We start from the raw sequence: 20777 nt of genomic DNA, 5'->3' as shown, positions 1-20777 counted from the left end.
TTACGCGCACGCGCGCCCATCTGCCCCACGTCTCCCGCGTTCCCCGGAAACCGACCCCATGCGACCGCTGCCCACGCTGCTGACCCTGACCGCCGCCGCTGCCTTCGGCGGTTTCGCCGCCACCGCCATCAATGCGCAACTGGACAACCGCGCCGAGGCCGCGCCGGTCGCGGCCCCGCCGCTGTCCGGGGCCGCGCGCCTGCCGTCCGCGGTGGCCGGCGAGCCGCTGCCGTCGCTGGCGCCGATGCTGCAGAAGGTGATGCCGGCGGTGGTGAGCATCAACACCAAGCAAGTCGTGCGGGTGCGCAATCCGTTCTTCAACGACCCGATCCTGCGCCGCCTGTTCCCGGACATCCCGCAGGAACGCATCAACGAATCGCTGGGTTCGGGTGTGATCATCGACGCGAAGAACGGCTACGTGCTGACCAACCACCACGTGGTGGAGAACGCCGACGACGTGCAGGTGACCCTGGCCGACGGGCGCAGCTTCAAGGCCGAGTTCATGGGCTCGGACGCGGACACCGACATCGCGCTGATCCGGATCAAGGCCGACAACCTCACCGAGATCCGCCTGGGCGACAGCGACAAGCTGCGCGTGGGCGATTTCGTCGCGGCCATCGGTAACCCGTTCGGCTTCACCCAGACCGTCACCTCCGGCATCGTCTCGGCGATGGGCCGCAACGGCATCCGCGGCCTGGGCTACCAGAACTTCATCCAGACCGACGCCTCGATCAACCCCGGCAACTCCGGCGGCGCACTGGTGGACCTGCGCGGCGAACTGGTCGGCATCAACACCGCCAGCTTCAACCCGCAGGGCAGCATGGCCGGCAACATCGGCCTGGGCCTGGCGATCCCGTCGAACCTGGCGCGCGCAGTGGTCGACCAGTTGATCAAGAACAACGGGGTGATGATCCGCGGCACCTTCGGCATCGAGACGCAGAACCTGACCTCGCAGATGGCGCAGGGCCTGGGCCTGTCGGCGCCGCGCGGGGCGCTGGTGACGCGGGTGCTGGCCGGCTCGGCGGCCGCGGCCGCCGGGCTGCAGCCGGGCGACGTGATCACCGGCGCCAACGGCGAGCGCCTGGACAGTGCCGAGGCGCTGCACAACTACGAGGGCCTGCAGCCGGTGGGCAGCACGGTCACCCTGGACGTGCGCCGCGACGGCAAGCCGCTGCAGCTCAAGGCCACGCTCAAGGAACAGCCGCGCGCGATCAGCGGCGAGTCGCTGGATCCGCGGCTGAGCGGCGCCACCTTCGCCGACCTGCCCGAATCGCTGCGCCAGTCCGGCATCTCCGGCGTGCTGATCGGCAACGTGGCGCGCGGCAGCCGTGCGGCGCGCAACGGCCTGGCCAGCGGCGACATCGTGGTGGCCGCCTCGGTCGGCGAGTTCGCCGACCTGGCCAGCTACCGCGCCAACTTCGCGCGCAAGCCGGCGCAACTGGTGCTGCGCGTGGTGCGTGGCGGCGCGCAGGCCGACCTGGTCATGCAGTGAGCCGGCACGCTCAGTCCAGGCGCGCGGCGTAATCGTCGCGCACGTGCTGGTTCAAGTAGGTGGTGAGACCGCGCCCGGCGGCGGCCAGGCGCTGCATCTCCATGACCTGGAGCAGGCCAGGATGCTGGCGGTCGTAGCGGTAGGTGGCGCCGTCGGCGAAGCGCAGCACGATCCAGTCCGGGCCGCTGTCGTAGGCGACCACCCCGGCATGGCCGCTCCGGTTGCCGTACGCGTGCATTGCGGTTCCTCCGGGACTTGGCCGATCGCGGGCGAGCGCCGACACTATGGCGCACTGCCTGCGGCGACGAGCTAACACCCCGTACACCCCGCCGATGGTATTGGTGTCGCCCCGTTCTGCGCAGCGTCCGCGATGGCGGACGGCAGGCCCCCAAACCCCAGAGGAGACATGCCCATGAATGCCAGCCCGACCAATACCGAGAACCTCAAGGACAACCTGAGCGAAGCCGGCGCGCACCTGAAGTCCGCGGCCAGCTATGCCGGCGACGCGATCAAGGGCGCTGCCGGTGCCGCCGGCGAAGAACTGAAGCTGGGCAAGGCCAACGTCAAGGCCGAACTGTCCGACAGCGCGCTGTCCGGGTTGGCGGCGGCCGAGTTCGGCGGCGCGGCGGCGAAGGAGCAGGTGGACGTGCTGCTGGACAAGGGCCGCGACCTGATCGACAGCGCGGCCGAACTGATCCGCGAGCGTCCGCTGGCCTCGTTCGGCGTGGCCTTCGCCACCGGCTGGATCATCGCCAAGCTGGCGCGCAGCGGCGGCGACAAGTAAGCCGCGCGTGAGCGAGGAGCAGGCCCGCACCGACGGCGCCGCGGCAGACACCGCGGCCGCACCGTCGCTGGAGGAATCCTTCCGCGCGCTCGGCACGGCCGGGCGCGAAGGACTCAATGCCACCCTGGACACCGGCCGCGCGCTGCGCAAGCTGGTGGCCGCGGACTTCGCCCTGGCCCGTGCCGCCCTGGCGCGGGCGCTGGTGTGGCTGACCGTGTCGGTGGCGTTCGGCGCGTCGGCGTGGATGCTGCTGATGGGCGCGATGATCGCCCTGCTGCAGCGCATGGGCTGGTCGTGGCTGGCGTCGATCTCGGCGACTGCGGCCTTCAGCCTGGTGGTCACCGCGCTCGGCGCCTGGCAGGCGCTGCGCTACTTCGACATGAGCAAGCTCGACGCCACCCGCCGCCAGTTGGCCAAGCTGGGCATCGGCGGCGACGACGAGGACGGCGACGAGGATGTCGCCAAGCGCGAGGCCACGCCATGACCCTGCGGCAATTGCAGCACCGCATCGCCCGCGCCGAAGCGTTGCTGGAAGGACGCCAGGAGCAGGTGCGCACGCACTGGACGACCCTGCAGCAGGTCTGGCGCGAAGGCTGGACGCCGTGGCGGATCGTGATCGTCGGCCTCAGCACCGGCTTCCTGGTCGGCCGCGCCGAACCGGCGGCGGTGATCGGCAAGCTCGGCGGCGCGCGCTGGCTGCAGATGCTCAGCGCGCTCTCCAGCCTGATCAACGCCACCACCGCCAAGAGCGCGTCCGATGACGCCGAGCGCGCCTCCGACGATGCCGAGGAAGCGGCGGACACCGCACAGGATGCGGCCGTGGATGCCGCCACCCAGGCCCCGCCTCCCGTTGCACCCGTTCCCCCATCCGCTGTCCGCCCGCAGCCGCCGCGGCCGCCGATGGCCTCGCGCCCCGGGCAACCCGCCGCGGCCGAAGCGGCCACCGACCTGTCCGAGCGCCAGGGCAAGGACTGACGTTCCTGGGATCGGCGTGGCTGGCCTGGGCGGCCACGCCGCGCGCACGCGGCGGCCACGCCGCCTTGATATCGCGCCGGCCACGATCCGGCCTACACTTCGCTTCCTTTTCGACGCCGTTCGGCGCGTGCACTGCGGCGCGCGCCGCGGCCACTGCATCGCAGGTCCGATGAGCACAGTTCCCGATCCCGCGGTCGTCGCCGACGACGCCCCGCACGGCCCCCTGCCGCCGCCGCCCGCTCCGCGCCCGCGCGGACCAGTCTCGCTGGTGGTGCTGGCCACCCTGGCAGTCTGCTACACCCTGTGGGCCGCGCAGGACGTGATCCTGCCGATCCTGCTCGCCGCCTTCTTCGCCCTGGTCGGCAACCCGATCCTGCGCATGCTGCAACGGCTGTACCTGCCGCGCTTCCTGGCCGCGCTGCTGGTGCTGCTGTCGGGCATGGCGGTGGCGACGACGCTGACCGTGCAACTGGCCGGCCCCGCCGCCGAGTGGGCGCAGCAGGCGCCGGCGCAGCTGCGCCACCTCGCCACCCAGGTGCGCGACTTGACCAAGCCGATGCAGCAGGCCAACCAGGCCGCGGAGAACTTCGCCCGCGCCGCCGGCGGCGAGAGCGGACGCCGCGTGCAGGTGATCCGCACGCAGATGGACGACCCGTACAAGGCGCTGGTGCGGACCCCGCGGGTGGCCGCCTCCGCGCTGGCGGTGGTGTTGCTGACGTTCTTCTTCATGGTGTTCGGCGAGAACCTGCAGCGCCATGCGATCGCGCTGCTGCCCAGCCGCCAGCAACAGAAATTCACTACCGAGATCCTGCGCTCGATCGAACGCGAGGTCTCGCGCTACGTCCTGACCATCACCGTGATCAATACGCTGGTCGGCCTGATCTTTGCCGGCATTTTGATCCTGCTGGGCATTCCGCCGCAGGAAGCGCTGCTGTGGGGCACGGTGGTGGCGCTGCTGAACTTCGCGCCCTACGTGGGGCCGCTGATCGGCGCGGTGCTGATGCTGCTGATGGGCTTCGTCGCCTTCCGCGAACCGCTGAGCGCGGCGCTGCCGGCGATCCTGTACCTGGCGCTGCATACCCTGGAAGGCCAGGTGGTGACGCCGATCGTGCTCGGCCGGCGCATGGCGATCTCGCCGCTGATGCTGATCCTGGCGCTGATGCTGTTCGGCTGGCTGTGGGGCATGATCGGCCTGCTGCTGGCGGTGCCGCTGCTGGTGTGCATCAAGATGGTGCTGGCGCGGGTCGAAGGCATGCAGCGTTGGGCGCGGTTGCTGGAGTGAAACGGGATTCGGGAGTCGGGATTGGGGATTGGCGGAAGCGCGCGGGTACTGTCTACCGGGCACGGCCATCGTAGGCCTCGGCGCTTGGCGTAAAATGCGCCGGTGACTTCCATGCCCTCCTTCCCCGTCCGCGCGATCACGCTGGATCTGGACGACACCCTGTGGCCGTTCGCACCGATCGGCGCGCGCATCGAGCAGGTGCTGCACGACTGGCTGCTGCAGCACAGCCCGGCCACCGCCGCGCGCTTCCCGGTCGCGGCGATGCGGCAGTTGCGCGAAGAAGTGTTCGCCGCGCATCCGCACCTGCACCACGACCTCAGCGAACTGCGTCGGCTGACCCTGCGCCGTGCGCTGCAGGATAGCGGCGCCGATGAAGCGTTGCTGGAACCTGCGTATGCGGTGTTCCATGCCGCGCGCAATCAGGTGGAGTGCTACCCGGACAGCATCGCCGCGCTGGAGCGCATCGCCGCGCGCGTGCCGGTGGTGGCGCTGAGCAACGGCAACGCCGACCTGGCCACGATCGGCCTGGACCACCATTTCGCCTTCCAGCTCAGTGCCCGCGAACACGGTGCGGCCAAGCCGGACCCAGGCATCTTCCGCGCCGCCTGCGCGCGCCTGGGCCTGCCCTGCGCACAGGTGCTGCACGTGGGCGACCATATCGAGATCGACGTGGTCGGTGCGATGCAGGCCGGCCTGCGCGGTTGCTGGATCAACCGCGAGGCGCAGGCCTGGCATCCGCCGACCCCGCCCGATCTGCACTTCGACACCCTCACCGGCCTGGCCGACTGGCTGGACGCGACCCAGCCGGCCGACGCGGCGCGCGTCTGATCCGCGCCCTCTCGCCTACCGGTCTTCTCCCTCTTCCAAGGATCCGCTGATGTCCCTGCCGACCGGCTTCACCGACGCCTCCACCCATGCGCTGCCGCTGTACGTGCTCGACCGCGAGCACCTGGCCGAATGGCGCGCGGCGCAATCGCCGGCCTGGGTGGCGTGGATGGACACCCAGCAGTTCATGGCCGCGCCGGGCAGCGTGCTGCTGCTGCCGGGCGCCGACGGCGTGGCCGCCGCGGTGCTGGGCGTTGGCGATCGCGGCGATGCATATGCCTACGCGCATGCGCCGTTCGCGCTGCCGGCCGGCAGCACCTGGCGCGTGGACAGCGCGCTGGACGCCGACACGCTGGCGACCCTGCACCTGGGCTGGGGCCTGGGCAGCTACCGCTTCGCCCGCTACAAGCAACCGCCGCGGCTGCCGGCACAGTTGCTGGCCACGCCGCAGGCCGAAGTGTGCGACCTGATCGCGGCCAGCCTGCGCGTGCGCGACTGGGTCAACACGCCGACCGAGCACATGGGGCCGGAGCAACTGGAAGAGGCCGCACGCGCGATCGCGCAGGAACACGGCGCGCAGTTCGAGAGCATCGTCGGCGACGCGCTGCTGGAGCAGAACTTCCCGGCGATCCACGCGGTCGGCCGCGCCTCGCACCGCGCGCCGCGCCTGCTGGTGCTGCGCTGGGGCGAAGAGGCGCATCCGCACGTGGCGCTGGTCGGCAAGGGCGTGTGCTTCGACACCGGCGGCCTGGACCTGAAGCCGGCCGACGGCATGCGCAACATGAAGAAGGACATGGGCGGCGCCGCACACGCGCTGGCGCTGGCCGGACTGGTGATGGCGCAGCGTCTGCCGCTGCGGCTGACCGTGCTGCTGCCGGCGGTGGAAAACGCCGTCGGCCCGAATGCGTTTCGCCCGGGCGAGGTGATCGCCACCCGTCAGGGCACCAGCGTGGAGATCGACAACACCGACGCCGAAGGCCGCCTGGTGCTGTGCGATGCGCTGGCCTACGCCGGCGAGCAGCGCCCCGATGCGATCCTGGATTTCGCCACGCTGACCGGCGCGGCGCGCATCGCCCTGGGTCCGGATCTGCCGGCACTGTTCTGCAACGACGACACGCTGGCGCAGGCCTGGATCGCCGCCGGCGAGCGCACCCGCGACCCGGTCTGGCGCATGCCGCTGTGGCGTCCTTACCTGCGCTATCTCACCAGCTCGGTCGCCGACCTGGCCAACGCCGGCTCGCGCATGGCCGGTGCAGTCACCGCCGCCCTGTACCTGGAGCGCTTCGTGCCGGCGCGGCAGGCCTGGGCGCACCTGGACGTGTACGCCTGGAACGACAGCGACCGCCCCGGCCGCCCGGCGGGTGGCGAAGCGCTGGCGCTGCGTTCGGCGTATGCCATGCTGAAGGCGCGTTACGCGGGGTAAATCCGGCAGGAGCGCGGCGCGCGACCTAGATATTGTCGAGCACAGCACCTCGCGCCATTCGTTTCGAATTCCAAGGCGCGGAACCGGTCATGCCGCCAGCGCGTCCATCAGAGATTTAGCTGTCGACACAATCATAAGATCTGCGTTCTCGACCACATCCTCTTTTGTTCCATGGCCGAGACTGAACAAATAGAGTTGCGCGCCTTCCCGACGCGCAAACTTCATTCCAGGAATGAAGTCACTGTCTGCCGTGACAAGTACGATGACTTCCACATGCTTTTTTAGAGTCAAGGCAGCGATATCCATGCCGATACGCATGTCCACGCCTTTTTGCTTGATGACCGGTTTCAGGTCCGAGCTTTTCAGCTTCAACGTGTCAGACCCGGCATCGTAGTTCCCCGCGCTCTTCAGCGACTTGAACTTTGCCATCCAACCATCGTGGCTGCATTCGCCCTGACGAAGCGCAAAATGGGGAAGCTTGGCAACATCCCTCACCAAGGCCACGTTGGATTGGAACACAGGCGTCTTGTCGTACTCGATGACCTCGCCAGTGACAGGCTGCTCAACCGATCTTCCAAGTGGCGAAGCGTCGTAGTAGTAGACGCGATGCAGAAGGCAATCCTGAAGGCATTCGTGCTTGCGAATTGCCTCTACAAGTTGCTGTATGCGGTTGGCGGAAACTTCACCGCTCGACTTCAATTTTCTTTTGACGAATCCCGCATCCAGCAGGACGGCAAAGCGCCGATGCATGCCCATCTCCCTAGGCAATAAGATGGCCGGATGCAGGTGGGGGGCAAGCCCCGCTTATATGTCACCTGCAAACGGCCGGTTTTCGGTTCAAATACTGATACCAATCGACGGTACCGTCAAGTGAAACCCTTACCAGTGACGCCGGCAGTTTCAAATCAGGCGACATCATTGGTGGTGCAACCAAACCTCGGACATCCAGAGACAAGTAGCCACGACGTCGGACATCGTCCTTGTCTTACCGCCGTTGACAACAGGAACACAGCTGTCAACCCGCCAACGCCTCCAGCGAATCGCGCTCGATACCGGCGTAGATGGCGAACTCGTCGTGCACCGTCGCGCCCAGCGCCTGCTCGAACGCGGCGCGGTTGGCGTGCGCGGCGTAGGCGCGCTGTTCGCCGCCGCCGAGGTTGGACTGGAAGATGCCGGCGGCGCTGACCGGCAGGAAATCCTCGTAGACGATCGGGTCGGCGCTGACCAGGCCATCGGCGATCAGCGCTTCGGCTGGCTTCCCGGCCAGGGCCGCGGCGCCGGCGGCGCGACCGGCATCGGTGAGGGCGTAGCGGAAATAGCCCAGGCCCTCGCGACGCAGAGTGGCGTAGTCGTCGGGGAAGTCAGCGAAGGCGGCCTGCAGGCGCGTGGCGTAATCGGCACCGGCGCTACCGTCCGCTGCGCGTGCGCGTTCCAGCAGCGCGTCGTACAGCGCGCGGCCCTTCGGCGTCAGGGCCAGGCCGCGCTGTTCGATCTCGCCGAACCGCGCGGTGTGGGTGCCGGCCTCGGCGCCGTCCGCGCCGGCGGGGAAGCGCACGGTTTCCTCCAGCGCCTTGAAGCTGGTCTGGCGCAGCAGGATCGGGCAGGCGCGACGCGGCGGGCCTTCGATCACCGCCTTGGCATCGATGCCCCGGCGCAGCATTTCCGCCTGCGCCGCGTCGATGTCCAGGGTGCGCGGGGTCAGGTGGTTGATGTGCGGGCCATGGAAGCTGACCACGTCGGCGATCAACTTGTGCGCCTCGCTCAGCGCGCGGTAGGTCGGCAGGCTCACGGTCGCGTCGCTGTGCCAGCGGAAGGTTTCCAGCGCCTCGGCGACGAAGCGCTGCGCGTCGGCGTCGGCCAGGCCGCCGTCGCGTTCGCACTGCGCGATCAACGCGAGCGCGCCGTCGGTGAAGATGCGCCGCTTGGCGAGGATCTGCGCCGCCTGCTCGCGCAGCGCCGGGTCTTCGATCAGCTCCAGCCGCAGCAGCGAGGTGAACACGCGGAACGGATTGCGCGCCAGCGCCGCGGCATCCAGCGGGCGGAACGCGGTGGAGTGCACCGGCACGCCGGCCACCGACAGGTCGTAATAGCCGACCGGCGCCATGCCCATCACCGCGAACAGGCGGCGCAGCGTGGCCAGTTCCTCGGCGGTGCCGACGCGGATCGCGCCGTGCCGCTCCTGATCCAGGCGCGCGCGTTCGTCGTTGCGCTGCAGCTGCGCCTCCAGTGCCGGGTCCGCGGCCAGGGTCTGCGCATTGACCTGCGCCACCAGCTCCATCAGCGTGCCGTACAACGGCACCTCGGTGCGGTACATGTCGGACATGGCCTGCGCGAACAGGCTGCGGATAGCGTCGGGCGAAACGAAGGCGTTGGTCATCGGGCGGTCCGGAGCGGCGGTGGCGCCGGCAGCAGGACCGGCAGAACGCCTATTCTCGCGCCGCGGCGGCGGCGCGGCCAGTGTGGATGAATGGGCGGCGCGTACCGGTGCGGCACGGGAGTGGCCGGCACCGCTGTCTCCTTCTCCCACCGGGAGAAGGTGCCCCGCAGGGGCGGATGAGGGTCCGGGCGCAGCCTCGTGCACCCAAACTGCCTGGGGCGCTGCGCGCCCCGACCCTCACCCCAACCCCTCTCCCGGGGGGAGAGGGGCTCGTGCGCGCTGAAGTGGATGCATAACGTCGCCTGCGTGCCGTGCAGGCAACGGGAGGTTCGCGCAACGACATGGGCGAACGTGCAGGCAGCCATGTCGTTGTGCTTCCCACGCTTATTGCGTGCGCGTGGACCCGTCCTGGGGCTGCGCCGCAGCGCGATCGCGTGCGGCGCGGTCGCCCAGTTGCCGGCGCAGCAGCGCGTCCAGCACGATCGGCCGATCCCAGTGGTCGTAGCTGGCGACGATGGCATGGCGCAGCGCGCGGTAGGCCAGCGAGCCGGGCGGCGCGTCCATGTCGCTCGCCACAACTGCCCAGCCGGCAGGGACGCCGGCCGCGGTGCGGGCGCGCACCACCTCGCGGTAAGGCCGTCCCGCGGCCTTGGCCAGGAACGCGGCGACATAGACATCGCGCGGCGGCCAGCGCCGATCGCGCAGAAGCACCTCGGCATAGCCACGCGGCATCTGCGCGTAGCGCACGACCTCGTCGAGGAAACTGTCGGGGTAGCGCGCGGCGTAGCGGTCGATGTCCAGCAACTGCCGATCGATCCAGGCATCGTCGGTGCCGGGCACCTCGACCGGTGCCGCATCCCCGCCCTCTGAGACAGGGGCGCGCGCGGGCGCCGCCGCCCCCTGCGCCATGGCCGGGCCGGCAGCCAACAGGGCAGCGCACAGGAACAGACCGGCAGGAGACGGAAGCGGAGGCATGCGTCGATTCTGCCGGAGGCAGTGGGCGCTGTCAGTGCTGCAAGGCAAGACGACAGCCGGCGGGTACGCATAGCGCAGGCTCAGCGGTGTCGCGGCTGAAACCCCTCCTGCGCGACAAGGCCAGAGGCCGGTACACCACGCCGCCTGACGCGGCAGCGGCTCAGCCCCGCTGCAGGCTCGCTGCATGCCGGTTGAGATCGGCCACCGCCTGCGGCCAGTCCGCGGCCGCGGCCACTTCGCGCAGGCGCGGTTCGTCGGCCGACAGCCCGTGCTCGGCCTCGTGCGCCCAGGTGGTGGTGTACGGCGTATGGATGCCCCAGCCGCCGAGCGCGATCACCGGCTCCACGTCCGAGCGCAGCGAGTTGCCGATCATCACGAAGCGCTCGGCGCCGATACCGAACTCGGACAGCACCTTGGCGTAGGTCTTGGGATCCTTCTCCGACACCACCTCGATGCGCGGGAACAGCTCGCCCAGGCCGGACTGCGCGATCTTGGCTTCCTGATGGAACAGGTCGCCCTTGGTGATCAGCACGATCTCGAACTCGGCGGCGATCGCCGCCACCGCCTCGCGCACGCCGGCGATCACCTCCACCGGATGCTGCAGGGTGGCGCGGCCGATCTCGACGATGCGCCCGATGTCGTGCGCGGAAATGCGCGCCTCTGTCAGCTCGATCGCCGCCTCGATCATCGACAGGGTCATGCCCTTCACGCCATACCCGAAGACCTTGAGATTGCGACGCTCCACCGCCAGCAGATGCTGCAGGGTGCCGGCATCATGCAGGTCCAGGTACTGGCCGAGGATGGCTTCGAACGCGGCCTCGGCGTCGCGGTAATAGTCCTCGCTCTTCCATAGGGTGTCGTCGCCGTCGAAGCCGACCAGGGCGATGGGAGAGGAACGCAAGGCGGTAGGTGTCGGCATCATCCGCCAAGCATAGCAGCGGGTCGCCGACCGATAGACGACAGGCACTGCCCTGACGCACAACGCACGACGGCGGCCCAAGGCCGCCGTCGTGGTGAAGCGTCAGCGTGCACCACGAGACTCGTGGTGCACCAGGGTCGGCCACGGTCAGGCGGCGCGCGTCCTCATCGCCGCGCGACCGCCCTTCCGGTACCGCTCCCGTTACTGGCCGCCGTTGCTGTCGCTGCCGGTCGCCGCGCCGCCCTGCTGCTTGGCGACGTAGGCCTTGTACTCGTCCGGGGTCAGCTTGCCGTCGTGGTTGGCGTCGGCCTGCGCGAAGATCTGGCTTAGGCCGGCGTTGACCTGCGCCTCCTGCTTGCTGATCGCGCCGTCCTTGTCGGCGTCCACGTCGGCCCAAGTCTGGGCGCCGCCGGAGGCCGCGCCGGCCTGCCCGCTCTGGCCGGTGGCGCTGGTGGACGACTGCGTCTGCGCCTGCGCGGCGGCATCGGCCTGCGCGTCCTGGGCGAACGCCGGCAGGGCCAGCGCGGCGGCGAGAAGGGCGGCGGTACCGATCAGCGGGGTGCGGGTGCGAATGTTCATGGGTGGATTCTCCTTGGCTCTCTCGGTGTGGCATGTCCGGTCGATTCCGGAACACGGCGCTACCGTGCCGGTCTCAGACTGAATCCATTCCCTGTCGAAATTCGCCGCAAAACGCTTCGTTAACCACGGCGTGCGCGCAGCACGTTACCGCGCTGGTTAGGGATCGGTGAGCACGTGGTAAGGCGACCATTCAAGACGTTCGGATTGCAGAAAGAAAACGTCTGTTTCAGCGTGTTTCGTGACCGCCGTCGCCGGCGTTTTCGCTTGAACGCGCCCTGAATACGACCCACGCCAGGGCCACGCCGGAGAGGGCGCCGGCCACTTCCAACACCACCCGCGAGCCCAGTTCGTCCGGATCGTGGATGCTGGCCAGGGCGATGCGCGCGTACAGCGGCGACTCCAGGCGCACGATGCTGGTGTAGAACAGGTTCCAGCAGTCGATACCGGCCGCCACCGCCACCGCGATCAGGCAGGCGCCGCCCAGCTGCTGACCCTCGGACCAGCCCAGCCGCCGGCCCAACCACTGCCATAACGCATACACCAGGAAGCCGACCGCCAAGGCGATCAGCCCGGCTTCCAGCGAGCCCAGCAGGCCGAAATGCAGCGGCAGGTTCATCGGGTGTCCTCGGTCGGCAAGGCCGCAAGTCTAGAGCGTGTCGCGCATCGGCGTACGAGGCACCGCGCCGGCGCGCGGATCAACTGGCGTTTTCGGCGATCGCGCTCACCACCGGCGCGCCGTCCTCGTCCCAGCGCACCGTCATCAGCATCGGCTTGCAGCACACCTGGCAGTCCTCCACGTACTGCTGCACGTCCACCGACGGATCCAGGGCGACGTCGATCCATTCGCCGCAGTAAGGGCATTGCAGGTCGACGAACTGGTGCGTGCCGGTCATGGGTGGTCCGTGGCGAAGGCGAGGAGGCGCTAGCGCACCGGCACGTCGAAGGCGACGCCGGGGCTGGGCTCGGGCTGGAAGGTGTAGTGCCACCATTCCATCGGATAGTTGACGAAGCCGCGCGCGGCCATCGCCTTCAGGAGCTGCTGGCGATGCGCACGCTGGGTGGCGTCGATGGCCGGCGTGTCGGTGTGCGCGCTGGGGTCGAAGAAGTCGAAGCCGGTGCCCATGTCCACTGCGCGGCAAGCGCCCTGGCGGCAGTCCAGCAGACCCAGATCGACGGTGGCGCCACGGCTGTGGCCGGAGTGTTCGGCGATGTAGTCGCCGAGCAGCACGCCCTTGTCGAGCTTGGGGTAGTAGCGCGCCTTGGCGACCTGATCCTGCGGATCGCGCGCCCAGGCGACGAAGGCGCGGACCGAGCGCTGCGGCCGATAGCAGTCGAACACCTGCAGGCGGTAGCCCTTGGCCTGCAGGTCGCGTTGCACCTGCGCCAAGGCCTTCGCGGCCGGCGCCAGCAGATAGCACTTGGGTGCGTCGTAGCCGGGCACCGGGCGACCGGTGAAGTTGTCGTGGCCGGCGTAGCGGATCTCCATCGCGATGTCCGGCGCCAGGGTGTGCACGTCGACCAGTCCCGCCTGTTCCGGCGTGGTCGCCGGCGAGGTGGTCGGTTCCACCGCGAACGTAGCAGGCACGACGGCGAACGCGAGCGTCAGGCCCACTGCGCGCAGTGCGCCAGCCCGGCGCCCGGGGCGCGACGGAGAAAGGTGGCGGCAGAAGCGGTCATGCGACATGTGTGCAGCATAGGCCATGGCCGCGGCCGCTGTCCTGCCGCGCGCCTGCCACGACGCGCGATGCGAACTGCGCAAGGCAGGGCAGCCACCGGCGCGTGCCGATGACCGCCCTGCGCGGCGCGACTCAGGGCCCGGGGGCTTGCGCCTGGGTCTGGGTGCGCTGCTGGTCCTGCACCTGCCGCTCCTGCGCCTGGCGCTGGGTCTCGGCCGCCAGTTGCTGCTGGCTCTGCTCCAGCGGCACGGTCGCCGCCTGCTGACGGTCGACATACGCGCGATGCACGTCGTGCGCGTTCTCCGGATTGCGCTGCACCGCGATCATGCCGCGGCCATCGGTGCTGGCGACCAGGTCGTCGATGCGCGACATGCCGCTGACCTTGGCCTCGAACGCCAACTGCCCGGCCGCACGCTGCATGGACTCGCGGTCGCCGTAGCCACCGTTGCGCCCCTGCTTTTCCAGCTGCGCGACCGCCTGGTCGAACAGCGGACTGTCGCGCCGCAGTTGCTCCACGCCCTGCTGCCGCTGCACGCTGCGGTCGATCGCGCCCAGCGTCTCCGGGCCGGCCTTGCCATCCACGCCCTTCAGGTGCTGGTCCTGCTGGAACTTCTCCACCGCCGCTTCGGTCTTCGGGCCGTAGGTGCCGATCGCATCCTTGGCCTCCAGGTAGCCGAGCGTGGCCAGTTTCTCCTGCAGGCCCTTCACCGCCTCGCCCTGCGCATTGCGCGCCAGCACGCCGTTGTGCGCGGCCGGCTCGCGATGGCCGTCGTGCGGCTTCGGCGCGGTGTGCCCGTCGCGCTGCTCGCCGGGCTTGGCCACGGTCTTGCCGAGGTCGGCCAGCTTGAGCAGGTCGGCCTTCTCGTTCTCGGCGCGGTTCTCCAGCGAGTCCAGGGTCTTCTGCTTGTGCACGCGCGGGAACAGCTCCTTGACGTGCTCGGCCTTGTAGTCCTGCACCGCGCTGACGATCTCCTTGTCGGAAATCTTGGACAGATCCGCCTGCTTGCCGAACTTCTCTTCCATGGCGCGCAGGAACACGCCGGACCCGCCCGGCTTCTTGTCGCTGCCCGGACCGTACTGGACCGCGGTGCTCCACATCGCGTCCTGCACCGCCGGGCCGCGGTCGGACAGGTCCATGCCCTTGTCCTTGAGCCGGTCGACCAGTTTGTCGAAGTGGGTGCGCTTGATGTAGTCGTGCTGTTCCTGGCCGAAGCCGGGGTCGGTCTTGGCCAGTTCCTTCCACTTGGCGCTGAACTCGGCGGAACCCGGCTTGAGGCCGGCGAAGTCGTCGCTGTACTTGCTGTCCTTGACGAACGCGGCGACGGTGCCGCCGTTGATGACCTTGCCCTCACGGGTCGTCGTCTGCGAGGTCATCTGGTACGAGCCGTAGGACACGCCGCCCGGGTCGTCGACGCCGGAGGACACGGTCGACGCGCCGCGGCCGCCGGTCTCGTAGTGTTTGGAGGTCTGGCCCAGTTCCCAATCCTTGTCGCTCATCGCGTTCTCCTTGGCAGGACGCGCGGCGTGGAAAGCGCCGCGCGTCGGGTTCGATACAGGGGTGGTCAGTGCGCTTCGAGTTCGTCGGCGCGGTGCGCGGTCATTTCCAGCCGGCATTCGGCCGCATCCACGCGCTCGGCCTGGCCGCCGTCCGGATCGGCGACGCACTTCTCGTCGCGCTCGGCGATCCACTTGCGCTGCCGCTCGCGCAGCGCGTGCTGCTCGGCCTCGCTCAGTTTGGCCATCGCCGCCTTGTAGGCGGTGTTGAGGCGCTGGTCCTGGTAGGCGTGTTCGTCGGAAATGCAGTCCAGCATCGCCGGGGTCGCGCCACCGGCGGCGGTGATGCAGGTGTCGTAGGACGGTCGCAGCACGGGGGAATCTCCTGAAGCGGTGGAAGGGGCGGTCGCCGCAGCCGATGCAACCGGTGTGGCCGCGCCCGCATCGCCCTGGGTACCGGCATCGTGCGCGGCAGCAGGGGACGCGGCGGCCGCAGCGTCTGCCGCCGGAGCGGCCGGTGCCTGCGTCTGGCCGGGTGTGGAAGACGGCGCGCTGCACGCGGCGGTGGCCACGCACAACAGCAGCAGGGAAGAGCGTTGGAACGCCTTGGCGATGGCCATGGTCGGAATGCGTCCTTGTCGTTTGCGCAAGCGGGAAGGCGAGGTTCTAATCGATCGTCGTGCACACTGTCCATCGCACGCCGCGATGGCAGGCGATCGTGTTTGGCCGGCGTTGGGCAATGTCGCGCCGGCGCATGCACGGCGGTCTTGCGCAGCGCTCGACATCGCCACGCACGCCCACCGCCGCGCAACGCGCGACGGCGGCCGTTGCCGCGAGACCGATCAGCGCGGCGCCTGGGTCTTCTCGCGCTGCGGATCCGGCTGCTGCTGCTCTTGCGCCTGCCGCTGGGTTTCGGCGGCCAGCTGCTGCTGGCTGCGCTCCAGCGGCACCGCCGCGGCCTGCTGCCTGTCCACGTAGGCACGATTGACGTCGTGCGGGTTGTCGGGATTGCGCTGCACGGCGATCAGGCCGCGGTGGTCGCCGCTGAGCACCAGGTCGTCGATGCGGTTCATGCCGCTGACCTTGGCCTCGAACGCGACCTGGCCGGCGGCGCGCTGCATCTCTTCGGCGCTCTTGAAGCCGCCGTTGGGTCCCTGCTTCTGCAGGTGGTCCATGGCCTGCTTGTACAGCGGGTTGTCGGCCAGCGCCGCAGCCTCCGCCTTGGCCTGCGCCGGCTGCTTGGCGATCGCCTCCAGGGTGGCCTTGTCGGCGATGCCGGTTGGCGCCAGGCCCTTCTCGCGTTGCAGGTTGGCGACCACTTCCTTGGTGCGATCGCCGTAGTAGCCGGTGCCGCTGAGCAGCTTGCCCTGGTCGTCCTTGACGCCCAGTTCGATCAGGCGCTGCTGCATCGCCTTGACGTCGGCGCCCTGCTCGCCCGGCTTCAGCGCCGTGCGCGGCTCCTGCGCGCCCTGCGTCCGCGCCTGGGTCTGCTGGCGGTCCTGCAGCAGGTCGCGGCCCTTGGCCAGCGGATCGGAGGCGAACAGCTTGGCGTTCTGATGCGTGGCCAGGTAGTCGTCCAGCGGCATGGTGTTGACGCCCTTGCTACCGGTGGACTGGCTGACCAGCAGTTCGCCGCTCTTGGGATCGCGCACGACCATCATGATGTGGTCGATGCCCTTCCAGTGCTCGTGCGCGGTCTTGCCCGAATCCACGCCGATGACCATGCCTTCCTTCAACGCGCCGGGCTTGAACACGTCCTTGCCCTGCAGCAGCACGCCGGAGTTGTCGAAGGCCTTCTTGACGATCTCGCCGGAGCCGGACATGCCCTGCACCAGCATGTCCTTCTGGGCGAACACGTCGCGGCCGGCCTTGCGGTTGATCTCGTTCATCGTCGCGTTCTGCAGCTCGGTGACCCAGCCGGAACAGTCGATGTAGCCCTGCGACAGATGCTTGCCGTCCACGCCGGGGTGGTAGTACTTGCTGCTCTTGACGTTGATCGCGTACTTGACGTCGTCGTGCTTGACGCCCAGGTCGTAGGCGGCGGTCAGCGCGATGCCGTCGTGGCCGCCCTGCTTGCCGCCGGCCGGTGCCGGCGTGCGCGCGGGCGCCTGGGCGGCCTGACCCTCGGCGAGCGGCTTGATGCCCTTTTCCGGGATCGCGATGTGGTCGTACTTGGCGTCCCAGTACTTCACGAAGGCCTTGGCCATGTCCTGATCGGACAGCTTCTTGAAGTCGGCCAGCGAGGTGCCGGTGTAGGCCTGGAACTGGCGCGCGCCCTGCGCATCCTTTTCGCCGGGGACGTTGTTGAGGATGTTGGCGCGGGTGCCCTTCAGCTCGAAGTGGCCGGTGGCGATCGCGGCCTGGATCGAGCGATAGCCGCCGGCGCCCTGCTGGTGCGCCATGTACATGTCCAGGCCGTCGGGCTGCGCCTTGCCGGACAGGTAGGCGCGGCCGTCGCGCTCGTGCTGGCGGGTCAGGCTGTTGCGGTTGTCCTGGTACATGCGCGCGGCGGCATCGGTGTTGGCCACCGCGTCGAGCTCGCGACCGCGGATGCCGTAGGCGCTGGCGGCGCCGGGCGTGAACTGGAACAGGCCCTTGGCGCTGTTGGGACCGCGGCTGGCCTGCTCGTCGAAGCGGCCGCCGGTTTCGATGTAGGCGAAACGCATGAAATCGTCGACCGGAATCTGCCGCTGCCTGGCTTCCCGCTCGATGATGTCGAGATTCTCTGCCTTGCTGGTATCGCGTGCCATCTCGTGTAACTCCTTGAGGTTGAGGTACGGCCATCGCGGCCGCCTGGGTCAACCGAGCTCGTCCATGAGCTTGTTAGTGCGCGGTCAACAGAACGATTGCGTACTGCGGAACATCGGGTGCTGCGTCACCGGCGCGCCGCCGCGCGCCGTGGAGTCATGCGACGGGCGTCGGCTGATACTGGCCGCTGTCCGGGTCGTAGGCGTACTGCAGGACGTCGCTGCCATCGAGCAAGCGCGCGCGGCCGGGACCGGCGATCGCGGTGCCGTGCAGCGCCACCCGCAGCGCCGGCATGTGCTGGCCGGGCACCGCCTGGAATTCCAGAGCGCCGGTGCTGGACACGTGCGGCACCACGCCGTCCGGGTGGCTGGCCGCCTCGTTGTCCTCGCCGGCCGCCACCGTGCCGCAGTAGACCCAGCTACGGTAATCGCCGAGGTCGTGCCGGTTCGGATCGAACACGAACATGGCGAAACCGGCTTCGGTGATGCCGTTTTCGAAGCGGGTGGTCGGCACGGCCAGCAGCAACCGGCCATCGCCCAGCGCATGCTGCTGCGGCGCGCGGGTGGTATCGAACGCATCGGCGCGCGCGTAGGCGCCGAAGCTGCCGACGTAACGCTGCGCATGCAGCACCATCCACGGCCGCTCGCCGCCCGGGGTGGTCAGCTGGAAGGTGGCGGCACCGAGCGAGACGCCCTCGCCGGGGTTCGGGAAGGTTTCCGCATCGTCGATGCCGTACCGGCCCGGCGTGGCGTAGCTGAAACCGGTGTAGTACTGCTTGCCGTCCAGCTCGAAATGCCGGCCGCCCCAGAAATTCACCACGGCACCGTTGTCGATCTCGTAGGACACGGCGCCATCGCCGTCCCAGCCGTAGATCAGGTACAGCACGCTGCCCGCATCGGGTGGCACTTCGGGAGCGGCGCGCTTGTTGTCGTTCGACATGTCCAGAACATCCTGTATTCGGTGAAGAAGCCGGAAGAACCCACCTGCACATCCCGATGCGCCCGCTACCGCGGCCGGCGTGACGCAGGCGGCGCACGACGCGGACGCGGCGCGCTGCGCGGAGAGCACACTCCCCGCAGGCGCAGCTTCGGACGGAACAAGGTGACGTGCACGCCGGCCCCGAGCAGGGGCGGTGATGGCGGTCGCGCATGGCGAACCGCACGCCGGCAATCCACGCCGGCATTTCGGGCGAGTGCAGCATCCCATGCCGCTCGCGAATGACTCGCCTGATCATCAGGCCCCGTGGGGCGCATCTTAAACCAGGTCCCGCGCCCGAAACCACCGCTGCCGCGCGCGCCGCGTCACATCCGCGCGCCGTCCGTTCAGCGGTCCAGCGGCGGGGTGTAGTGCTGCTTGGCGGGGTCGTAGGTGTAGGTGACGGTATCGGCCGGGCCCAGCGTGCGCACCTTGCCCGGCCCTTCCACCGCCGTGCCCTGCAGGGCGATCCGCAGCGACGGCACATTGCCGCTGGCCGGCGGCAAGAAGCTCAGCGTGCCGGTGCTGGTGGCGCACTTCATGTTGCCCTGGTCGTCGCACGCGGCACTGTTGTCCTCGCCGGCGGCGACCGTGCCCAGGTAGACCCAGCCCTTGTAGTCGCCAAGATCGTTCTTGTTCGGGTCGAAGGTGAACACCGCAAAGCCGGCACTGGTGATGCCGTCGGCGAAACGGGTGGTCGGCAGCGCCAGCAGCAGGTGTCCGTCCTTGGTGGTGGTGCTCTGCGGCTTGCGCTGTTCGTCCAGCGTGTCGGCCTTGCCGTCGGAGCCGAAGTCGCCGGCCCAGCGCTGCGCGTGGAACAGGGTCCAGGCCGGCTTGCCGCCGGCGCTGTCGAGCACGTAGGTGGCCTGGCTGATGCTGACGGTCGCGGCCGGGTCGGGCAGGTCCTGGTCGCCGCCCTGGTCCCCGGGCTTGGCGTACTTGCCGCCTGTCGCGTTGGCGAACCCGGTGTAGTACTGCTTGCCGCCGAGGTCGAAGCGGTAGCCGTACCAGAAGCTGGCCACCGCACCGTTGTCGATGGCATAGGACGCCGAGCCGTCGCCCTTGGCGCCGTAGATGTCGGCCAGCACCTGGCCCGGCGCCGGCACCTCGGCGGCGGCCGGCTGCGCCGCGGCGCTCGCGTCTGCGGGCGCGGCGGATGCAGGCGCGCTCGTCGTCGCCGGGGTCTGCGTCGCGGCCGGCGCATCGGCGGCCTTGTCCTTGCACCCGCCCAACAGCAGGAAGGTTGCCGCCCACATGGCCGTGGTTCCTCGCCTCATCGCACTGCGTCCTTTGGAGTCCGTTGGCGCGCGATGCTACCAAGAACCGCGGCGACGCCAAGTGACAGGCGTGCACGCCGCCGGGACCGGCGCCCAGGCCGCAGCGCCCCGGCTCAGGGCGCGTCCGGCTCCATCGCCGGCACCGGCTGCGGGCGCGCCAGCAGCGGCTGGGTCAGCGCGTACAGGATGCGCAGGTCTTCGGCGTCGAAGGCGCTGGCGTCGTTGCCGCGGTAGTGGTGGTGGAAGGCGCGCAGGGTCGCCGCCCGGTCGTCGACCGGGTAGCCGATCAGCGCCAGCGCCTGCCACGGATCGAAGCCGGGGGGCGCCGGCGGTGTATCGGCGGCCGGCCAGCGGCCGAAGCCGGCGTCGGCCAGTCGCTTCCACGGGAACAGCGGGCCCGGGTCGACCTTGCGCGAGGGCGCGAAGTCCTCGTGGCCGACCACCTGGGTGCGCGGGATGCGCAGGCGCGTGCACAGGTCCTCGAGCAGCACCAGCAGGCTGTCGATCTGTTCCTGCGCGAACGGGGTCTTGCCGTCGTTGTCCAGTTCGATGCCGATCGAGGCGGAGTTGATGTCGGTGATGGTACCCCAGCGCCCGGCGCCGCCGTGCCAGGCGCGGTCCTGGTCGGCGACCAGTTGGTAGCGCGCGCCGTCGCGGCCGATCAGGTAGTGCGCGCTGACCTTGCCCTTGCTGTTGTGCGAGCGCAGCGTGTCCAGGCTCTGCTGCACCGAGTGCTGGTCGGTGTAGTGGATGACGATCAGGATCGGCCGGCGCGCGTCGTAGTTCGGCGACGGCACCCAGGTGGCCAGCGGATTGCGCTGCGGCGCGTGCGCGCAGGCCCCCAGCAACGCGAGCGTGGCCAGCAGCAACAGCCGGCGCACGGCGGACAGGGACGGCACGGGAGCGCGGGTCATGGACACTTCCTGGTCGGGGACGCACAAGCGTACGCAATCGGTGCGGCGGTGGCGTGCAGGCG

At 69.5% G+C, this 20777-nt stretch carries 22 protein-coding genes; 7 read left to right on the top strand and 15 right to left on the bottom strand.

Going from position 1 to position 20777, the window contains the following annotated elements:
• The first annotated feature begins 58 nt into the window (after positions 1-58).
• Positions 59-1492 (top strand): Do family serine endopeptidase, encoded by a 1434-nt coding sequence (locus tag RAB70_RS06060; protein ID WP_148829548.1) that lies wholly within the window; start codon positions 59-61, stop codon positions 1490-1492.
• A gap of 10 nt (positions 1493-1502) precedes the next feature.
• Here the strand turns inward: RAB70_RS06060 and RAB70_RS06055 are convergent, their stop codons facing one another.
• A complete protein-coding gene (locus RAB70_RS06055) occupies positions 1503-1730 on the bottom strand; it encodes a hypothetical protein (protein WP_043094420.1) in 228 nt (75 codons plus the stop codon).
• A gap of 174 nt (positions 1731-1904) precedes the next feature.
• Here RAB70_RS06055 and RAB70_RS06050 point away from each other — a divergent pair, with 174 nt between their 5' ends.
• From RAB70_RS06050 to RAB70_RS06025, 6 genes are all read left to right on the top strand, one after another.
• Positions 1905-2276 (top strand): hypothetical protein, encoded by a 372-nt coding sequence (locus RAB70_RS06050; RefSeq protein ID WP_010340149.1) that lies wholly within the window; start codon positions 1905-1907, stop codon positions 2274-2276.
• A gap of 7 nt (positions 2277-2283) precedes the next feature.
• A complete protein-coding gene (locus tag RAB70_RS06045) occupies positions 2284-2760 on the top strand; it encodes a phage holin family protein (RefSeq protein ID WP_148829547.1) in 477 nt (158 codons plus the stop codon).
• Positions 2757-3251 (top strand): hypothetical protein, encoded by a 495-nt coding sequence (locus tag RAB70_RS06040; protein ID WP_148829546.1) that lies wholly within the window; start codon positions 2757-2759, stop codon positions 3249-3251. The genes RAB70_RS06045 and RAB70_RS06040 overlap by 4 nt, the downstream gene beginning before the upstream one ends.
• A 169-nt stretch (positions 3252-3420) precedes the next feature.
• Positions 3421-4533 (top strand): AI-2E family transporter, encoded by a 1113-nt coding sequence (locus RAB70_RS06035; protein WP_017910745.1) that lies wholly within the window; start codon positions 3421-3423, stop codon positions 4531-4533.
• Between the two features lie 111 nt (positions 4534-4644).
• The gene (locus tag RAB70_RS06030) at positions 4645-5361 is read left to right on the top strand and encodes an HAD family hydrolase (RefSeq protein ID WP_148829545.1); all 717 of its coding nucleotides are present in this window, start codon (positions 4645-4647) and stop codon (positions 5359-5361) included.
• Between the two features lie 49 nt (positions 5362-5410).
• Positions 5411-6781, top strand: coding sequence for a M17 family metallopeptidase (locus tag RAB70_RS06025; RefSeq protein WP_148829544.1), 1371 nt, complete (start codon positions 5411-5413; stop codon positions 6779-6781).
• An 87-nt stretch (positions 6782-6868) separates the two neighbouring features.
• Here the strand turns inward: RAB70_RS06025 and RAB70_RS06020 are convergent, their stop codons facing one another.
• From RAB70_RS06020 to RAB70_RS05955, 14 genes are all read right to left on the bottom strand, one after another.
• A complete protein-coding gene (locus RAB70_RS06020; RefSeq protein WP_170268075.1) occupies positions 6869-7531 on the bottom strand; it encodes an NYN domain-containing protein in 663 nt (220 codons plus the stop codon).
• 265 nt (positions 7532-7796) lie between these two features.
• Positions 7797-9158 carry a VOC family protein gene (locus RAB70_RS06015; protein WP_148829542.1) on the bottom strand — a complete coding sequence of 454 codons (1362 nt, stop codon included), beginning with the start codon at positions 9156-9158 and terminating at the stop codon, positions 7797-7799.
• Between the two features lie 384 nt (positions 9159-9542).
• Positions 9543-10133, bottom strand: a complete 591-nt coding sequence (locus RAB70_RS06010) for a hypothetical protein (protein WP_225851655.1) — start codon at positions 10131-10133, stop codon at positions 9543-9545.
• A gap of 160 nt (positions 10134-10293) precedes the next feature.
• Positions 10294-11052 (bottom strand): HAD family hydrolase, encoded by a 759-nt coding sequence (locus RAB70_RS06005; protein ID WP_148829168.1) that lies wholly within the window; start codon positions 11050-11052, stop codon positions 10294-10296.
• 201 nt (positions 11053-11253) lie between these two features.
• Positions 11254-11631 (bottom strand): hypothetical protein, encoded by a 378-nt coding sequence (locus RAB70_RS06000; protein WP_017910738.1) that lies wholly within the window; start codon positions 11629-11631, stop codon positions 11254-11256.
• 226 nt (positions 11632-11857) lie between these two features.
• Positions 11858-12247 carry a hypothetical protein gene (locus RAB70_RS05995; RefSeq protein WP_017910737.1) on the bottom strand — a complete coding sequence of 130 codons (390 nt, stop codon included), beginning with the start codon at positions 12245-12247 and terminating at the stop codon, positions 11858-11860.
• Between the two features lie 79 nt (positions 12248-12326).
• Positions 12327-12524 carry a CPXCG motif-containing cysteine-rich protein gene (locus RAB70_RS05990; RefSeq protein WP_010340161.1) on the bottom strand — a complete coding sequence of 66 codons (198 nt, stop codon included), beginning with the start codon at positions 12522-12524 and terminating at the stop codon, positions 12327-12329.
• Positions 12525-12553: 29 nt separating this feature from the next.
• Positions 12554-13243, bottom strand: coding sequence for a M15 family metallopeptidase (locus RAB70_RS05985; RefSeq protein ID WP_148829169.1), 690 nt, complete (start codon positions 13241-13243; stop codon positions 12554-12556).
• Between the two features lie 196 nt (positions 13244-13439).
• Positions 13440-14804: a peptidoglycan-binding protein gene (locus RAB70_RS05980; RefSeq protein WP_148829170.1), complete on the bottom strand. Its 1365-nt coding sequence runs from the start codon at positions 14802-14804 to the stop codon at positions 13440-13442.
• A gap of 65 nt (positions 14805-14869) precedes the next feature.
• A complete protein-coding gene (locus RAB70_RS05975; RefSeq protein WP_017910734.1) occupies positions 14870-15175 on the bottom strand; it encodes a lysozyme inhibitor LprI family protein in 306 nt (101 codons plus the stop codon).
• 468 nt (positions 15176-15643) lie between these two features.
• Positions 15644-17551: a peptidoglycan-binding protein gene (locus tag RAB70_RS05970; protein WP_148829171.1), complete on the bottom strand. Its 1908-nt coding sequence runs from the start codon at positions 17549-17551 to the stop codon at positions 15644-15646.
• Between the two features lie 154 nt (positions 17552-17705).
• Positions 17706-18488, bottom strand: a complete 783-nt coding sequence (locus RAB70_RS05965) for a hypothetical protein (RefSeq protein WP_148829172.1) — start codon at positions 18486-18488, stop codon at positions 17706-17708.
• 383 nt (positions 18489-18871) lie between these two features.
• On the bottom strand, positions 18872-19801 hold the full coding sequence (locus RAB70_RS05960) for a hypothetical protein (protein WP_148829173.1): 930 nt from the start codon (positions 19799-19801) through the stop codon (positions 18872-18874).
• A gap of 113 nt (positions 19802-19914) precedes the next feature.
• Positions 19915-20715: an N-acetylmuramoyl-L-alanine amidase gene (locus RAB70_RS05955; protein ID WP_148829174.1), complete on the bottom strand. Its 801-nt coding sequence runs from the start codon at positions 20713-20715 to the stop codon at positions 19915-19917.
• Between the last annotated feature and the right edge of the window lie 62 nt (positions 20716-20777).

The sequence above is a fragment of the Xanthomonas sontii genome (assembly GCF_040529055.1).
GTDB lineage: Bacteria > Pseudomonadota > Gammaproteobacteria > Xanthomonadales > Xanthomonadaceae > Xanthomonas_A > Xanthomonas_A sontii.
This window is presented reverse-complemented; position numbering and strand designations above follow the sequence as displayed.

Bases quoted from the DNA above. Each gene is read 5' to 3' on its own strand.
- RAB70_RS06015 (WP_148829542.1), bottom strand. From the start codon at position 9,158: ATGACCAACGCCTTCGTTTCGCCCGACGCTATCCGCAGCCTGTTCGCG.
- RAB70_RS06055 (WP_043094420.1), bottom strand. From the start codon at position 1,730: ATGCACGCGTACGGCAACCGGAGCGGCCATGCCGGGGTGGTCGCCTAC.
- RAB70_RS06060 (WP_148829548.1), top strand. From the start codon at position 59: ATGCGACCGCTGCCCACGCTGCTGACCCTGACCGCCGCCGCTGCCTTC.
- RAB70_RS05970 (WP_148829171.1), bottom strand. From the start codon at position 17,551: ATGGCACGCGATACCAGCAAGGCAGAGAATCTCGACATCATCGAGCGG.
- RAB70_RS05965 (WP_148829172.1), bottom strand. From the start codon at position 18,488: ATGTCGAACGACAACAAGCGCGCCGCTCCCGAAGTGCCACCCGATGCG.
- RAB70_RS06020 (WP_170268075.1), bottom strand. From the start codon at position 7,531: ATGCATCGGCGCTTTGCCGTCCTGCTGGATGCGGGATTCGTCAAAAGA.
- RAB70_RS06035 (WP_017910745.1), top strand. From the start codon at position 3,421: ATGAGCACAGTTCCCGATCCCGCGGTCGTCGCCGACGACGCCCCGCAC.
- RAB70_RS05955 (WP_148829174.1), bottom strand. From the start codon at position 20,715: ATGACCCGCGCTCCCGTGCCGTCCCTGTCCGCCGTGCGCCGGCTGTTG.
- RAB70_RS05980 (WP_148829170.1), bottom strand. From the start codon at position 14,804: ATGAGCGACAAGGATTGGGAACTGGGCCAGACCTCCAAACACTACGAG.
- RAB70_RS05990 (WP_010340161.1), bottom strand. From the start codon at position 12,524: ATGACCGGCACGCACCAGTTCGTCGACCTGCAATGCCCTTACTGCGGC.
- RAB70_RS06025 (WP_148829544.1), top strand. From the start codon at position 5,411: ATGTCCCTGCCGACCGGCTTCACCGACGCCTCCACCCATGCGCTGCCG.
- RAB70_RS06005 (WP_148829168.1), bottom strand. From the start codon at position 11,052: ATGCCGACACCTACCGCCTTGCGTTCCTCTCCCATCGCCCTGGTCGGC.
- RAB70_RS06040 (WP_148829546.1), top strand. From the start codon at position 2,757: ATGACCCTGCGGCAATTGCAGCACCGCATCGCCCGCGCCGAAGCGTTG.
- RAB70_RS05960 (WP_148829173.1), bottom strand. From the start codon at position 19,801: ATGAGGCGAGGAACCACGGCCATGTGGGCGGCAACCTTCCTGCTGTTG.
- RAB70_RS06030 (WP_148829545.1), top strand. From the start codon at position 4,645: ATGCCCTCCTTCCCCGTCCGCGCGATCACGCTGGATCTGGACGACACC.
- RAB70_RS06050 (WP_010340149.1), top strand. From the start codon at position 1,905: ATGAATGCCAGCCCGACCAATACCGAGAACCTCAAGGACAACCTGAGC.
- RAB70_RS05995 (WP_017910737.1), bottom strand. From the start codon at position 12,247: ATGAACCTGCCGCTGCATTTCGGCCTGCTGGGCTCGCTGGAAGCCGGG.
- RAB70_RS06000 (WP_017910738.1), bottom strand. From the start codon at position 11,631: ATGAACATTCGCACCCGCACCCCGCTGATCGGTACCGCCGCCCTTCTC.
- RAB70_RS06010 (WP_225851655.1), bottom strand. From the start codon at position 10,133: ATGCCTCCGCTTCCGTCTCCTGCCGGTCTGTTCCTGTGCGCTGCCCTG.